Here is a 15,610-nt window from a genome sequence, read left to right on the forward strand (position 1 = left end):
ACAGAAATTGTTCAAGAATTAATTACTGAGTTTTCGTTAGATATTCTTCTAAAAGCCATTAAACTAGCTCGTTCGACCTACTACTATCACTTGAAACAGCTAGACAAACCAGATAAGGACCAAGAGCTTAAAGCTGAAATTCAATCCATTTTTATCGAACATAAGGGAAATTATGGTTATCGTCGGATTCATTTAGAACTAAGAAATCGTGGTTATCTGGTCAATCATAAAAGAGTTCAACGCTTGATGAAAGTACTCAATTTACAAGCTAAAATTCTACAGAAACGAAAATATTCTTCTCATAAAGGAGACGTTGGCAAGAAGGCAGAGAATCTCATTCAACGTCAATTTGAAGCAGCCAAACCAATGGAAAAGTGCTACACAGATGTGACAGAATTTGCCATTCCAGCAAGTACTCAAAAGCTTTACTTATCACCAGTTTTAGATGGCTTTAACAGCGAAATTATCTCCTACAATCTTTCTACTTCACCGAACTTAGTACAAATGAAAGCTATGCTAGAACAAGCCTTTACAGAGAACCATTACGAAAATACAATTCTCCATAGTGACCAAGGATGGCAATACCAACACGATTTCTATCATCATTTTTTAAAGAATAAGGGAATCCAACCATCTATGTCACGTAAGGGAAATAGCCCAGATAACGGTATGATGGAATCTTTCTTTGGCATTCTTAAGTCTGAAATGTTTTATGGTTATGAGAATACGTTTCAGTCACTTGAGCACTTGGAACAAGCTATTGTAGACTATATTGATTACTACAACAATAAAAGAATTAAGGTAAAACTAAAAGGACTCAGTCCTGTGCAATACAGAACTAAATCCTTTGAATAAATTAATTGTCTAACTTTTTGGGGTCAGTACACCTTGATACTATGCGTTTTATTTTTTTCATTTTCTGATAATACTCTTCGAAAATCAAATTCAAACTGCGTCAACGTCGCCTTGCCGTATATATGTTACTGACTTCGTCAGTTCTATCCACAACCTCAAAGCAGTGCTTTGAGCAACCTGCGGCTAGTTTCCTAGTTTGCTCTTTGATTTTCATTGAGTATAAAATTGAGTTTTTGATCAACTTTTTTTAGTGATCAGGCGAACATTTGCCAAAAGTAATCAATGATATAGGTCAAGCCGTATGTGTAAACGACCAGGGTAAAGGGCTTGGTCAAGACGATAATAGTCATGTAACGCTTGAAGCTCATCTTGGTCAAAGCAGCCAACATACAGAGAAAGTCCGCTGGACTAACCGGCCAAATCATCATAAAGATAAAGAATCGATCAAAGCGATTACCCTTGTCTAACCAACCGATGTACTTATCATAGGTGCGCTTGCTGACGACAGACTGAACGAAGGGTGCTCCGTAGAGGCGAACCAGGTAAAAGATAATGGCGCAACCAATAACAATACCGAAATAGTTGTAGATCGTCCCAACGATATGCCCGTAGATAAAGACACCTGCAACAGAGGTCAGAGCACCTGGGATGATAGGAACAACCGTCTGCAAAATCTGTAAAAAGATAAAGAGTGGTGGCCCCCAGATACCGGCCTGTTGGATAAAGGCAGATAGGGTTTCCTTGGAATGCAAGACTCCAGCCTGATAGGCCCAGATACAGAAAATCAAAGTACCAACTCCACCAATGATGGAAGAAATATTAATTGCTTGCTGTAGAAGGGGAGAAACAGCTTTCATTTGTTTATCGTGTGACATGTAAACTCCTCTTGAGTAGTATGATTCTACTATACCATATTTTGAGGAGAAAGACTATATGGGGTAGGTACTTCATGTGACTTTGCCTCAAGTATGGTAAAATGGGAATAAGAAAATGACCGCTTAGAATGAGGAAAATCATGTTAGGATTGAAGTTTAACGGTACTTGGCGCAACTACCAAAAACAAGTTTTGGATAACTTTCAGGAATATCAATCAGATGGCCATGTCCACTTGGTGGCAGCACCAGGTTCTGGGAAAACAACCATTGGTATCGAGTTGATTGCCCGCTTTGATAAGCCAGCTCTGGTTTTGGTGCCGACGGTTATCATTCGGGAACAATGGGTGGATAGGATTCGCCAGGCTTTTTTAGAGAATGAGGACCAGGTCACAAGTCTCGTTTCTCAAAATCTCAAGGACATGAAGCAAATCACCATCGCCACATACCAAGCCTTTCACAGTGCCATGCAACAAGTACAATCGCAAGAAGATAATGGAGAAGTTGAGGACTTTGTCGGATTTGACCTAATTGCCAGCCTCAAGGAAAGGGGCGTTGAAACCCTCTGTCTGGACGAATGCCATCACTTGAGAAATGAATGGTGGAAAAGCCTAGAAGATTTCCGTAAAAATTACCAACAACTGCAAGTCATCTCTCTCACAGCAACACCTCCTTATGACAGTGAGCCAGAACTCTGGGATCGCTATCTCCAGATGTGTGGAGAGATTGACCAAGAAATCACGGTGCCAGAACTGGTCAAGGAAGATACCCTCTGTCCACACCAGGACTTTGTCTATATCTGTTTTCCGACCAAGGAAGAAGACAAGCGCCTGGAAGCATTTGAGGACACCAAGTGGCAGTATGTCAGTCAACTAGTGGTTGACCCTGATTTTCAGACGCTCATTAGGTCTTCCAAGGTCCTCAAAGGGGAAATCTCTGCGGATATGCTCCTGGAAGATCCCAAGTATCTCTCCGCCCTCCTCATTTATCTACAGGCTCAAAAGCTAGAAATTCCTAAGCACTTACGAGATTTACTGGGAGCTGAAGCCTTGCCTGCTCTTAATTACTACTGGCTGGAAGTTCTCTTGCAAGGCCTTCTCTATCAGACACCCGACTGGTATGAGGATCCACAGGAGACAAAGAAAAAGATAGAAGCTGAGTTGAAATCAAGAGGATTGATTGAAAAACGTCAGGTTTACTTGGTCAAATCCAAGGCCAATGACCAAATCCTCAATCAATCTCTAGGAAAACTGGCTGGGATCGCATCTATCTTTGAAACCGAGTATACTAGTCTAGGTCAGGACTTGAGACAGTTGGTCTTGGCAGACTATATCCGTAAGGATTTTGCCAGTTATCTGGGAGATGACCAAGCACCAATCACGCAATTAGGTGTCCTCCCTTACTTTGAAACGATTCGCAGAAGTGCACAAAAACAAGGGCTTTCTGTCCCTATAGCAGTCCTTTCAGGTAGTGTCGTGATCATACCTGCCAGTGTCAAGGAAGAACTCGAAGCACTCATCCCAAACACTAGCTTGACCTTCTCAGCCATCGGAAAACTTGACCAAGGTGCCTATCTCCAAGTAGGATTTCCATCTAGCTTTAAGGGGATGGTCGCAGCAGTGACTGAGCTCTTCCAACGTGGTTCTATCCAGGTCTTGGTCGGAACTAAGTCTCTCTTGGGAGAAGGATGGGATGCGCCTTGTGTCAACTCTCTCATTCTAGGAAGTTTTGTCGGAAGCTTTATGCTCAGTAATCAGATGCGAGGCCGTGCTATTCGTATCTGGCCAGGACATCCAGATAAGACCAGCAATATCTGGCACCTAGTTGCCATCAAACCTTACAAAAATCCAGCCTTTTCAAATGAAAATCAAGAAGAGGAAGCCCTCAATCCATATCAGGACCTGCAAACTCTTGCCCGTCGTATGGACCACTTCCTTGGCTTGTCCTATAAGGAGGATACCATCGAGACAGGTCTAGATCGCTTGGACTTCCCTAAACCACCCTTTAAGAAAAATAAGATTCAAGCCTATAATCAGAAAATCAAGGAATTGTCCAAAGACCGTACCACCCTTCGCAAAAAATGGCAGGAGGCGTTGGTAGTTGCGGATAAGCTAGAGATTGTCAATGAGATAGCAACAGATCGCAAGCAGATCCCTCTGCTCACTCTTGTTGATGCTGAAAAATGGCTCCGTTATTCCTTTATGCTAACGGCCCTCAATCTCCTCTTTTATATCTTTAGGGTCCGTGGAACTAGTATTCGCTGGTTGTTTGGACTGAGCATCCTCTTTCTAGCCTACACTGTGATTCGCTATTTCTTTTACAAGAGTCCTTATGTACGCATACGGCAGGCGGGTGAAGGTATTCGTAATGCCATGCTAAAGATGGGGCATCTTTCCGATGATCAGTCGCGCGTGCAGGTAGAGGAAGATAAGGAAAGTTATAGCATTTTTGCCTATCTTAAGGGGGGCAGTATGAGAGATAAGGAACTCTTTTCTCAGACCTTGGGTGAATTCTTTGCAGCCGTGGACAATCAACGCTACCTCTTAGTCGCTAAAAAAGCACCAGCAGGTCAGTCCAAGTATTTCGTAGTCCCTAGCCTCTTTGAAAAACGTAAGGAAGATGCACAGCTCTTTCTAGACGCAGTCGCCCCTCAGCTAGGTGATTATCAGCTGGTCTACACCCGTAACGAAGCAGGTCGAAAAATCCTGCTCGAAGCTAGACTCAAATCCCTAGCCAACAAAAACGACCGCATCATAACTAAGAAAAAGGTAAAAAGTGCTTTGAAGTAGGGGGAAGCACAATTTAAATATTTATATAAAAAAGAAGGAAATAATTATGGCAGATACTATTCTAATTCTGGGTAATGGTTTTGATATTGCAATGGGGAGGAAAACGAAGTATGAAGAATTTATTGAATTTACTAATGATTTAAATTCAAGAAAGAAATACATAGTAAACTTTAGAAAATTTATTAAACCGTATAAAAAAATTAAGTTATCCAATTATAAAGATAATTTGTATTTGAAATTTATTAATGAAAATAGGGATAGACTTGGAGAAAACTGGTCTAACCTTGAAATCATGATTTCTCAACTTGCAGACGCAATAATGTATTTTAAAAAAAATACTAATGTATTATTTAAATGTACTGGACCTGATTATTACTCTTTAATTGATGATGTTTTAGAAGGTGCAAGTAATTACATCGCAAAACGTTATATTGCAAAAGTATTCGATGATGAATTCTCAGAGAATGAAATTGATAGTTATAAAAAAGAACTTTTCATAGAGAACCTTAATGGGTTATTTATTAAGCACCTCGATTTTTTAATTGAATTATTAGAAATCTATCTATCGTATTTAGATTATTTTGATTTTGAAGTTAGCAAGATTAAAGCTAAGCCAACAGCTTTAGATGCAGTATCGAATATATCAAATTCCTCTGTTCTAAATTTTAATTACACCAATACATCGGGCCATCTCTTTGGAACTTTTGAGGAGAAAACTCATTTTATACATGGGCGAATTGATTTAGATAGAACAATCAATACCATGGTTTTTGGAATTGAGGATAAGGAAAATGATGTCAACAGTGATTTGATACCTTATCAGAAATATTATCAACGAGTTGTCAAAGAAACAGGGAATAAATTTGAAGAATTTTTTATTAAGAGAAATTATACGGTAAAAAATACTTCTGTTGCAGGGCGTGCTGTTCCGACTAGAGTTCTAGTTTCGAAAAACATTGTTATTTTTGGTCACTCAGTAGACCCTTTGGATAAAGAAATATTTCAAAAATGTTTTGCATTAGCAGAATCAGCAGAAAATGGAAAGTATGATTATAGATTTATTTTTACTTATTACGATGATGCAGCTAAACGTTCAATTGTTAAGAATCTCGCAATCATCCTTGGTAAGGAAAAACTGGTAGAATTAACAGGGAAACGAAATGTTGTATTTGTAAAAAGTGATGACAAGAAAGGCATGGAAAAAGTGCTACTGCCTTAATGTAGTCACAAAGTAACTGAAGTTATAGAATACTATTATAAAATCTTATTTAGAAAATAATTCTACCCCACTCGACCTATTAAGGTCGAGTGGTTTTTCTTAAAATATGATAAAATAGAAAGGATAATACATTAATTAAGGAAAATAAAAATGGCAAATAAAGAAAGTGCAGAGCGTAAGGAGCTTCACCGTAAAATTTGGGCGATTGCAGACGATGTTCGTGGAGCTGTAGACGGTTGGGATTTCAAGCAGTACATACTTGGAATTCTATTCTATCGCTTTATCTCTGAGCATATGGCTGACTATTTTGACCGTGCTGAGCATGAGGCTGGGGATTTAGAATTCCGTTATGCTGATTTGAGTAACCAAGAAGCTGAGCGAGATTTTAAACCAGGGACAGTTGAGGATAAAGGTTTCTTTATTCTTCCTAGTCAACTATTTGAAAATGTGGTTAAGAACGCGTCACAAAATGAAAATTTAAACGAGGACTTAGCCAATATTTTCCAAGATATTGAGAAATCCGCGATTGGATTCAAATCAGAGGATGATATCAAAGGCTTATTTGATAACTTGGACACACGAAGCAACATCCTTGGTGGTACTGTTCCAGAAAAGAATAAACGTCTTTCTGATATTCTAAATGGTATCAATAGCATTAACTTTGGCAACTTTGAGGAAAATGACATTGATGCTTTTGGGGATGCCTATGAGTTCCTGATTTCCAACTATGCGAGCAATGCTGGTAAAAGTGGTGGTGAATTCTTTACTCCTCAGACAGTTTCTAAATTACTGGCTCGTTTGGTGATGGTTGGTAAGGACAAGATTAACAAGGTTTACGACCCAACATGTGGGTCGGGTTCTCTCTTGTTACAGATGAAAAAACAATACGAAGACCATATCTTGGAGGATGGTTTCTTTGGTCAAGAAATCAATATGACCAACTATAACTTGGCTCGTATGAATATGTTCTTACATAATATCAACTACAATAACTTTGATATCAAGCGAGGAGATACCCTTTTAAATCCTCAGCATTTAGATGAAAAACCGTTCGATGCGATTGTTTCAAACCCTCCTTACTCTGTCAAATGGGTGGGAGATGGAGACCCAACTCTCATAAATGATGACCGTTTTGCACCAGCAGGTAAACTAGCTCCTAAGTCTAAAGCTGACTTTGCCTTTATCATGCATAGTCTCAACCACTTGTCTAACAGAGGTCGAGCAGCCATTGTTTGTTTCCCAGGCATTTTCTATCGTGGTGGTGCTGAAAAGACCATTCGTCAGTATCTAGTAGATAACAACTTTGTTGAAGCAGTTATTGCACTTCCTGAAAATCTCTTCTTTGGAACCTCTATCGCAACTACGATTTTAGTTTTGGCGAAGAATAAACTAGAAAATAAAACACTTTTTATCGATGCGAGCAAGGAGTTCAAAAAAGAGACCAATAACAATGTCTTGACGGATGACAATATCGACCATGTCGTTGAGTTATTCACTAATTATCAAAGTGTTGACTATAAAGCATCTCTTGTTGATAATGAAGCGATTGGTTCAGAGCAGGATTACAACCTTTCTGTCTCTACATATGTCGAACAAGAAGATACAACTGAAAAGATTGATATTGATGTTCTCAACAAAGAAATTGCTGAGACCGTTGCTAAGATTGACCACTTACGTGCAGAGATAGACAAGATTGTAGAGGAGCTAGGAGGTAAATGATGAATATCCTAGAAGAAATCCAAAACTGTCCCGTTGAGTGGAAAGAGTTGGGGGAAGTGACTGATACTGTTACAAGTCCAGTAAAATTAACTAAAAAGGAGTATCAAGTATCAGGGAAAATACCAATTGTTGATCAAGGGGAACAATTCATTGCAGGTTTTTCAGATTATGGAAAATATCTGAAAAAGGATGAATATATTATTTTTGGGGATCACTCAGAGCATGTAAAATATATAGATTTCGCTTTTGTTCAAGGAGCTGATGGTTTAAAAATTTTGAAACCTAAGAGTGGCATAAAAGCAAAATATATATACTATTGCTTTTGTAATTTTTATAAGAAAGAAGGAAGTTATAAAAGACATTGGAGTAAAGCAAGAACTACTCTTATACCAATTCCTCAAAGTGAAGAAATTCAAGAAAAAATCGTGCAGATACTTGACAAAATGACTGAGTATGTTACAGAATTGACCTCAGAATTGACCTCAGAATTGACCTCACGTAAAAAGCAATATTCTTTTTATCGAGATAAACTCTTATCATTCGAGAATGAGGTATATCAAGTTGAGTGGAAAGTTCTTAAAGATGTTGCTACATTGAAAAATGGTAAAGATTGGAAAAACCTTTCAAGTGGAGAAATACCAGTATATGGAAGTGGTGGAGAAATGGGAGAGTTTGTTGCAGACTTTTCTTATGATAAACCAACTGTTTTAATTCCTAGAAAAGGCTCTATTACTAATTTGTTCTATTTAGAAAAAGCTTTTTGGAATGTCGATACAATTTACTATACAGAAATTGATGATAAACAGATTATTCCAAAATATTTTTATTATTATTTAACAACTGTTAGATTAGAAGAAATGGCAACTAATCCAACAAGACCAAGTTTAACTCAAGCTATTCTTGATAAAATTAGAATCCCAGTCCCTTCCCTCGAAATCCAATCTCGCATTGTTCAGGTTCTAGACAACTTTGACACGGTTTGTAACGACTTAAATATTGGACTGCCTAAGGAGATTGAACTACGTCAAAAACAGTACGAATATTTTCGAGATAAACTCTTGACATTCGTCGCCGAAGGCGAGTACACTGAGAGTAGAGTAGAGTAGAGTAGAGGAGTGGGACAACTCCGCTATTATCAAACTTTTACAGTGGGTATTTGGCCCAATTCGGGTGAATTTGGGACAAGTCATCAATTTACAACGAGGAAAACGTCTTGTTAGAAATCAGCTGACTACTTCAGGAAGTTTTCCAGTTTATCAGAACAGTTTGACGCCTTTAGGATATTTTACACATTCAAACAGACCGAAAGAAACTAGTTTTGTTATCTGTGCAGGAGCTGCTGGCGAAATTGGGTATAGCGATTTGGACTTTTGGGCGGCAGATGATGTCTATACATTAGAGACGTTGGATAATATTTCGGATAAGTTTATGTATTATGTATTGTTAAGTAAGCAAGCTAGGCTTAAATCACAGGTTCGAAAGGCAAGTATTCCTAGATTATCTAAGGATGCTATTGATAAAGTTGCTTTTTATTTACCGTCTCTTTCTGAACAAGAAAGAATCGTCTCCATTCTTGACCATTTCAACACCTTAACCAACTCTCTTTCTGAAGGTCTTCCAAAAGAAATCGAACTAAGACAGAAACAGTATGAATACTGGAGAGAACAATTATTAAATTTTACTAGATAAACTCTTTAATCATTTTGAGAAAGTATCTCAATTAAAACAAAAAAGGAAGCATGCTATGGTTGATTATTCAAAAGTACATGAAGTAATTGCGGAAACAAATGAAGGGATTCTCTTGGCTGAGTATCAACCAGAGTATCGCACGGATAGAGAATATCAGTCAGAGGCTGATTTAGAAAATCAGCTGATTTCTGATTTGGTGAATCATCTCAACTATGAACGCTTAAATATTCATACTCCTGCAGAAATTTTAGCAAATACCAAGGTTCAGATTGAAAAGCTAAATAAGGTGACTTTTACAGATGATGAGTGGAATCGCTTTGTAGTGGAATATCTGGATTGTCCCAATGAAGGGTTAGTTGAAAAAACACGAAAAATCCAAGAGAATCATATCTATGACTTTGTCTTTGATGATGGACGGATTAAAAATATTTTCATCATTGATAAGAAAAACATTCACAACAACAGTATGCAGGTCATCAACCAAGTGACCCAGGTGGGTAGTCATACTAATCGTTACGATGTCACTATCTTAGTAAATGGTCTACCTCTAGTTCAGATTGAATTAAAGAAGCGAGGGGGAAGTCTTAAAGAAGCTTTTGAACAAATCCATAGATATAGCAAGGAGAGTTTCAATAGCGAAAATTCTTTATACAAGTATATTCAAATTTTTGTGATTTCTAATGGGACTTTTACACGCTATTTTGCAAATACAACAGCTCAGAATAAAAATCATTATGAGTTCACCTGTGAATGGGCAGACCGTAAAAATAAAACAATTCATGATCTTGAGGACTTTACCGTTACCTTCCTAAGTAAACGAGTTCTCTTGGAAGTATTGACTAAGTATTGTGTTTTTGATACTAATAATACCTTGCTCATCATGCGCCCTTATCAAATAGCAGCTACTGAGAGTATCATACGCAAGATTCATTCGTCTAATGAGATGAAGAACTTTGGCACTATCAATGCCTGTGGCTATATCTGGCATACAACGGGTTCAGGGAAAACTTTGACCAGCTTTAAGACAGCTCGTTTGGCGACAGAGTTGGACTATATTGATAAAGTGATTTTTGTGGTGGATAGAAAAGATTTAGATCACCAAACTATGAATGAATATCGAAAATTTCAACCAAATTCAGTCAATGGTAGTAACAATACAAAAGAACTCCAACGTAGTATTGAAGAAAATGATGATCGAATTGTTGTCACAACTATTCAGAAGTTAAATAAATTTATAACAGCAAATCCAAGCCATGAAATCTACAATAAAAAATGTGTCTTAATCTTTGATGAATGTCATCGGTCCCAGTTTGGGAAGGCGCAAAAGCGTATTAAGAAGGCTTTTAAACAGTATGCTCTATTTGGATTTACAGGGACACCAATTTTCCCAGAAAATAGTTTAACGGGAGAAACGACACAAGAAGTTTTCGGAGAACAACTTCATAACTACGTTATTACGGATGCTATTCGAGATAAAAAAGTGTTGAAGTTCAAAGTCGACTATAACTATATCAAGCCTGAAATCAATAAGTATAGAGAAGCAGAAAAGGCAGTCGGTCGAGAGCTCGATGAGAAGAAACTCAAAAAGATGGAGAAGGAGCTCCTTTTGCATCCTGAACGGATTGCAACCATCACAGAGTACCTGTTGAGAGTCTATAACGACAAGACGCACCGAAATCAACACTACACTCACAAACAAAAACAACTGTCTGGATTTAATGCCATGCTGGCTGTACAAAGTATTGAAGCTGCGAAATTATACTATGAAGAACTTCAGCGACAACAAGCAGCATTACCAGAAGCTAAGCGTTTGAAGGTCGCGACTATCTTTAGCTTTGCGCCTAACGAAGAACAGTCAGCTTATGGAGAGATTCAAGATGAAGAGCTAGATCCTCAAGATACAGCCATGCCTCTCTCATCTAAAGAGTTTCTGACTAAGGCAATCTACGACTATAATCAAATGTTCAAGACCAACTTTTCGACTGATGGGAAAGAGTTTCAAAATTACTATCGTGACCTTTCTAAACGAGTTAAGTCCAAGGAAGTGGATTTGCTGATTGTAGTGGGTATGTTCTTGACAGGTTTTGATGCGCCGACCATGAATACTCTCTTTGTTGATAAAAACCTACGTTATCATGGCTTGATTCAGGCATTCTCGAGAACCAATCGCATTTTTAACGAGGTTAAACCTTTTGGGAATATTGTTTGTTTCCGTGATTTAGAGAAGGCTACGCAAGAAGCTATTAAGACTTTTGGGGACACCAATAAGCTTGAAATCATCTTAGAAAAAAATTTTAGTGAATACATGGATGGTTTCGTGGACCAAGTAACAGGTATTGAGGTCAAAGGCTATACTGCGGTTTGTCAGGAAATTCTGGAAAGATTCCCAAATCCACAAGAAATTGAAACAGAACATGATAAAAAAGAGTTTGTTAAATTATTTGGTGAGTTTCTGAAACTTGACAACGTTCTTCGAAATTATGATGAATTTCAGGAAATCAACAAACCTATCTCGGAAGGTTATCTCCAAGATTTAAGAAGTTCTTACGTTGAAATTCGAGATGAATTCTTAAACCTTAAAAATTATGAAAGAACGAAAGACCTAGGTGTTGACCTTTCAGATATTGAATTTGAGATTGAACTCTTAAAAACTGACGAGATTAATCTAGATTATATTCTTGCTTTGATTGTCGAAAAATCGAAGAACTCTGAGTCTAAAGAAGCAATGAAAGCTGAAGTTAGCCGTGTTATTCGCTCAAGTATTGATATTCGTGCTAAGGAAGAGTTGGTGATTGGCTTTATCAATGATACTGATTTAGCGAGTCTGAAAGACCATGATGAAATTATCAATGCATTCTATGCTTATGGTAAAGAACGTAAAGCAGTCGCTATTCGTGAATTAGCAGAGTCTGAAAAGCTTGTAAAAGATTATCAGTTATTCATTGATCGATCTATTCAACGAGGTTATGCTGAGAATAGTGGAGCTGATTTGGATTCGATTATTCCACCGACTTCTCGTAGACAAGGAGCTCGTGAACGTAAGAAACAAGAAGTTTTACATCAGATTCAAACGTTAGTAGAGATTTATTCAGGAATTTAGCGAAGTGGACGTAAGACTCATCTAAAAATCGATTCACTCATTTTATAAAAATAACTTTGTTTCCGTATTTCCTGGGAACTCGTAGAAAGTAAGGAGAAATATGGAAAATAACAACCAACGTGCCCTTTGTCAGCAACTCTGGGCGGAAAATAAATACCTTATTTTGAGTCATTCTAGCAATATTTACAAGGACATTCGCCAGTATCTCAAGCAAGAAGTGGTGGAGCTGAGTCAGGTTCAAGAGATGATTGACCGTGCCTGCCAGATCCCAGAACACAGGGGTCAGGTTTGCAATGCCTTTCAGCATATTTGGGGCTATTTTAAAAAGCAAGCCAGCCTCGATGAGTGCAAAGACTATATGCTCTTGTTGGATCGCTATCGCTTTGGTCAAGCTTCCAAAGAAGATTTGATTGCTAGGACTCGAGACTTGCTTGAACGCTATCCAAATACCTATTTGCAACATTCAACGTTACTGAAAGGAGACTCCCATGAGACTTTGGCATGAGGCCTTAATTTCACAACTTCCCCGTCCTCAACTTTTGGGGCAACATCGAGAGTGTTGCGCCCTGCGTGGCAATGGCTGGGGCAGAAAGCATGCGACGGTTGACTATGTCTTTACCCACTCGCCCTATCGTCTCTATGCCTATCATCGCTTGATCATGGAGGAGATGACTGACCGTGGCTACAATGTAAGTCCAGAGTGGCTGGATAAGAACTACCGTGGCAAGACCTGCCCTCCTTATGAAGATTTGGTAGAAGAGAAGTTGAAAAGTCCGATCTATAGCGAACATGACGATACCTACTATGAGGAGTGTCTGTCTAATCTCCGTGACAAGGGGATAGAGCTATAGTCTTTTCTAATAACAAGCCATAGTCAACTCTCAGTTTACTCAAGTTTGACTATGAACATGGCTATCTTGAAAATCTGTTAATCATTGTCTATCAAAGGATTTGGGGAATCTTCTCCAAATCTTTTTTTGTGCTTTAAAAAGCGATATAGTTTCAAACTATATCAAAGCCTAATTTTTTACAATTATACAGATGATTTCTTTTCTGTTAAGATAGTTTCAACAACAATTTTTGGAGGACAAAACATGTCAACTACAATTATCGGTTTCCCTCGTTTGGGTGAATTCCGCGAATTAAAATTTACAACTGAAAAATACTTTAGAAAAGAAATCTCAGAAGAAGAACTTTTGGCTGCTGCGAAAGAATTGCGTGCAAAACACTGGAACATCGTCAAAGAAAAAGGCATCACTGAAATCCCATCAAATGACTTTTCTCACTATGACAACTTCCTAGATGCAGCTTTCCTTTTCAACGTAGTTCCTGCATCTGTTCAAAACTTGGACCTGTCTGATCTTGAACGCTACTTTGCTTTGGGACGTGGTTACCAAGGGGAAAAAGGGGATGTTCGTGCCCTTCCGATGAAGAAATGGTTCAACACCAACTACCACTATATCGTTCCTAAATTTGAAAAAGACACTCAAGTAAAATTGGCTGGTCACAAGATCTTTGATGAGTTCCAAGAAGCTAAAGAGCTTGGACTTAACACTCGTCCAGTCCTTGTAGGTCCATTCACGTTCCTTCAATTGTCAGACTTTGAAGAAGGTGTGAAAGCAGAAGATTTCGTGGATAGCTTAGTAGCTGCTTACCAAGATGTTTTTGCAAAATTGGCTGAACTTGGTGCAACTCGTATTCAATTGGACGAAGCTGCTCTTGTAAAAGATTTGACAGCTGAAGAAAAAGCTCTCTTCTTGAACCTCTACAACAAGCTTTTGGCTGATAAAAAAGGTCTTGAAGTCTTGCTTCAAACATACTTCGGTGACGTTCGTGACGTTTACGCTGACCTTGTCAAATTGCCAGTAGATGCGATCGGTCTTGACTTCGTTGAAGGTAAGAAAACTCTTGAACTCGTTAAAGGTGGCTTCCCAGCTGACAAGACTCTTTATGCAGGTATTGTCAATGGTAAGAACATCTGGCGCAACAACTATGAAAAGAGTTTGGCGATTCTTGAGCAAATCCCAGCTGAAAATATCGTTTTGACTAGCTCATGTTCACTTCTTCATGTGCCATTTACAACTGCTAACGAAGAATTTGAACCAGCTATCTTGAACCACTTTGCTTTCGCAGTTGAAAAATTGGATGAGATCCGTGACTTGGATGCTATCCGCAACGGTCAAGGGGCAGAGGCACTTGCAGCAAACAAAGAACTCTTTGCGACTGAACGTGTTGGTGAAAATGCGGAACTTCGTTCTCGTATCGCTGGATTGACTGACGCAGACTACACTCGTTTGCCAGCCTTCGCAGAACGTGAAGCTATCCAAGAAGAAGCATTCAAACTTCCAGCTCTTCCAACAACAACCATCGGTTCATTCCCTCAAACAAAAGAAGTTCGTGCTAAACGTTTGGCCTTCCGTAAGGGTGAATTGTCACAAGAAGAATACGATGCTTTCCTTGCTGAAACCATCGACGAATGGATCAAATGGCAAGAAGAAGTTGGATTTGACGTGCTTGTACACGGTGAATTCGAGCGTAATGACATGGTTGAGTACTTCGGTCAAAACTTGTCAGGTTACCTCTTCTCTAAAAACGGTTGGGTACAATCATACGGTATGCGTGGTGTTAAACCACCAATCATCTGGGGTGATGTCACTCGTCTCAACCCAATCACTGTTAAATGGTCTAGCTACGCACAAAGCCGTACGGACAAACCTGTTAAAGGTATGTTGACTGGACCTGTTACTATCCTTAACTGGTCATTCCCACGTGAAGACATCTCTATCAAGGATTCTACTCTTCAAATCGCTCTTGCTATCAAGGATGAAGTTCTTGACCTTGAAGCTGCAGGCGTGAAAATCATCCAAATCGACGAGGCTGCTCTTCGTGAGAAGTTGCCACTCCGTCGTAGCGACTGGTACGAAGATTACCTTGACTGGGCTATTCCAGCCTTCCGTTTGGTACACTCAACAGTAGCACCAGACACACAAATCCACACTCACATGTGTTACTCAGAATTTACAGATATCATCCCAGCTATCGACAACTTGGATGCCGACGTTATCTCATTTGAGGCTAGCCGTTCAAACCTTGAAATCTTGGACGAACTCAAAGCGAAAAACTTCCAAACAGAAGTTGGACCTGGGGTTTACGATATCCACTCACCTCGTGTGCCTAATGAAGGCGAAATCGACCACACCATCGAAGCAATTCTTGCTAAAGTACCAAGCAGAAAAGTTTGGATTAACCCTGACTGTGGTTTGAAAACACGTGGTATCCCAGAAACTAAAGAAAGCTTGATCCGCCTTGTAGAAGCTGCTAAAGCTGCGCGTGAGAAATTGTAAGAAAAGACATTTCTCCATACATG

11 protein-coding genes are annotated in these 15,610 nt (G+C 38.9%); 10 read left to right on the forward strand and 1 reads right to left on the reverse strand.

Features of this window, described 5'->3' with window-relative positions:
* Positions 1 to 855, forward strand: an 855-nt coding sequence (locus tag O3658_RS07135; protein WP_371560366.1) for an IS3 family transposase, incomplete at its 5' end; no start/stop codon positions are given.
* Between the two features lie 254 nt (positions 856 to 1,109).
* On the opposite strand, the gene O3658_RS07140 is transcribed toward O3658_RS07135, so the two are convergent.
* Positions 1,110 to 1,730, reverse strand: a complete 621-nt coding sequence (locus tag O3658_RS07140; protein WP_371560368.1) for a TVP38/TMEM64 family protein — start codon at positions 1,728 to 1,730, stop codon at positions 1,110 to 1,112.
* Between the two features lie 140 nt (positions 1,731 to 1,870).
* Between O3658_RS07140 and O3658_RS07145 the strand changes: the two genes are divergently transcribed.
* From O3658_RS07145 to metE, 9 genes are all read left to right on the forward strand, one after another.
* Positions 1,871 to 4,516, forward strand: coding sequence for a DEAD/DEAH box helicase family protein (locus tag O3658_RS07145; protein WP_371560370.1), 2,646 nt, complete (start codon positions 1,871 to 1,873; stop codon positions 4,514 to 4,516).
* A 46-nt stretch (positions 4,517 to 4,562) separates the two neighbouring features.
* Positions 4,563 to 5,735: an AbiH family protein gene (locus O3658_RS07150; RefSeq protein ID WP_371560372.1), complete on the forward strand. Its 1,173-nt coding sequence runs from the start codon at positions 4,563 to 4,565 to the stop codon at positions 5,733 to 5,735.
* A 150-nt stretch (positions 5,736 to 5,885) separates the two neighbouring features.
* Positions 5,886 to 7,454, forward strand: coding sequence for a type I restriction-modification system subunit M (locus O3658_RS07155; RefSeq protein WP_371560374.1), 1,569 nt, complete (start codon positions 5,886 to 5,888; stop codon positions 7,452 to 7,454).
* Positions 7,454 to 8,560, forward strand: coding sequence for a restriction endonuclease subunit S (locus tag O3658_RS07160; protein ID WP_371560377.1), 1,107 nt, complete (start codon positions 7,454 to 7,456; stop codon positions 8,558 to 8,560). The genes O3658_RS07155 and O3658_RS07160 overlap by 1 nt, the downstream gene beginning before the upstream one ends.
* 64 nt (positions 8,561 to 8,624) lie before the next feature.
* Entirely contained in the window at positions 8,625 to 9,143 is a 519-nt protein-coding gene (locus O3658_RS07165) for a restriction endonuclease subunit S (RefSeq protein ID WP_371560379.1), read from the forward strand.
* A gap of 55 nt (positions 9,144 to 9,198) precedes the next feature.
* The gene (locus O3658_RS07170; protein ID WP_371560381.1) at positions 9,199 to 12,243 is read left to right on the forward strand and encodes a type I restriction endonuclease subunit R; all 3,045 of its coding nucleotides are present in this window, start codon (positions 9,199 to 9,201) and stop codon (positions 12,241 to 12,243) included.
* Positions 12,244 to 12,343: 100 nt separating this feature from the next.
* The gene (locus tag O3658_RS07175; RefSeq protein WP_371560383.1) at positions 12,344 to 12,748 is read left to right on the forward strand and encodes a YbgA family protein; all 405 of its coding nucleotides are present in this window, start codon (positions 12,344 to 12,346) and stop codon (positions 12,746 to 12,748) included.
* Positions 12,732 to 13,094: a TIGR02328 family protein gene (locus O3658_RS07180; RefSeq protein WP_371560385.1), complete on the forward strand. Its 363-nt coding sequence runs from the start codon at positions 12,732 to 12,734 to the stop codon at positions 13,092 to 13,094. Before O3658_RS07175 ends, O3658_RS07180 begins: the two co-directional genes overlap by 17 nt.
* A gap of 243 nt (positions 13,095 to 13,337) precedes the next feature.
* Positions 13,338 to 15,587: a 5-methyltetrahydropteroyltriglutamate--homocysteine S-methyltransferase gene (metE, locus tag O3658_RS07185; RefSeq protein ID WP_371560387.1), complete on the forward strand. Its 2,250-nt coding sequence runs from the start codon at positions 13,338 to 13,340 to the stop codon at positions 15,585 to 15,587.
* Positions 15,588 to 15,610 lie beyond the last annotated feature (23 nt).

Origin of the sequence: Streptococcus sp. 27098_8_69 (assembly GCF_041432445.1) — a bacterium.
Taxonomy (GTDB): Bacteria; Bacillota; Bacilli; order Lactobacillales; family Streptococcaceae; genus Streptococcus.

What these genes read in the sequence shown, in the direction of transcription:
- O3658_RS07145 (WP_371560370.1), top strand. Translation starts at nt 1,871, where the DNA reads ATGTTAGGATTGAAGTTTAACGGTACTTGGCGCAACTACCAAAAACAA.
- O3658_RS07150 (WP_371560372.1), top strand. Translation starts at nt 4,563, where the DNA reads ATGGCAGATACTATTCTAATTCTGGGTAATGGTTTTGATATTGCAATG.
- O3658_RS07180 (WP_371560385.1), top strand. Translation starts at nt 12,732, where the DNA reads ATGAGACTTTGGCATGAGGCCTTAATTTCACAACTTCCCCGTCCTCAA.
- O3658_RS07140 (WP_371560368.1), bottom strand. Translation starts at nt 1,730, where the DNA reads ATGTCACACGATAAACAAATGAAAGCTGTTTCTCCCCTTCTACAGCAA.
- O3658_RS07175 (WP_371560383.1), top strand. Translation starts at nt 12,344, where the DNA reads ATGGAAAATAACAACCAACGTGCCCTTTGTCAGCAACTCTGGGCGGAA.
- metE (WP_371560387.1), top strand. Translation starts at nt 13,338, where the DNA reads ATGTCAACTACAATTATCGGTTTCCCTCGTTTGGGTGAATTCCGCGAA.
- O3658_RS07155 (WP_371560374.1), top strand. Translation starts at nt 5,886, where the DNA reads ATGGCAAATAAAGAAAGTGCAGAGCGTAAGGAGCTTCACCGTAAAATT.
- O3658_RS07160 (WP_371560377.1), top strand. Translation starts at nt 7,454, where the DNA reads ATGAATATCCTAGAAGAAATCCAAAACTGTCCCGTTGAGTGGAAAGAG.
- O3658_RS07170 (WP_371560381.1), top strand. Translation starts at nt 9,199, where the DNA reads ATGGTTGATTATTCAAAAGTACATGAAGTAATTGCGGAAACAAATGAA.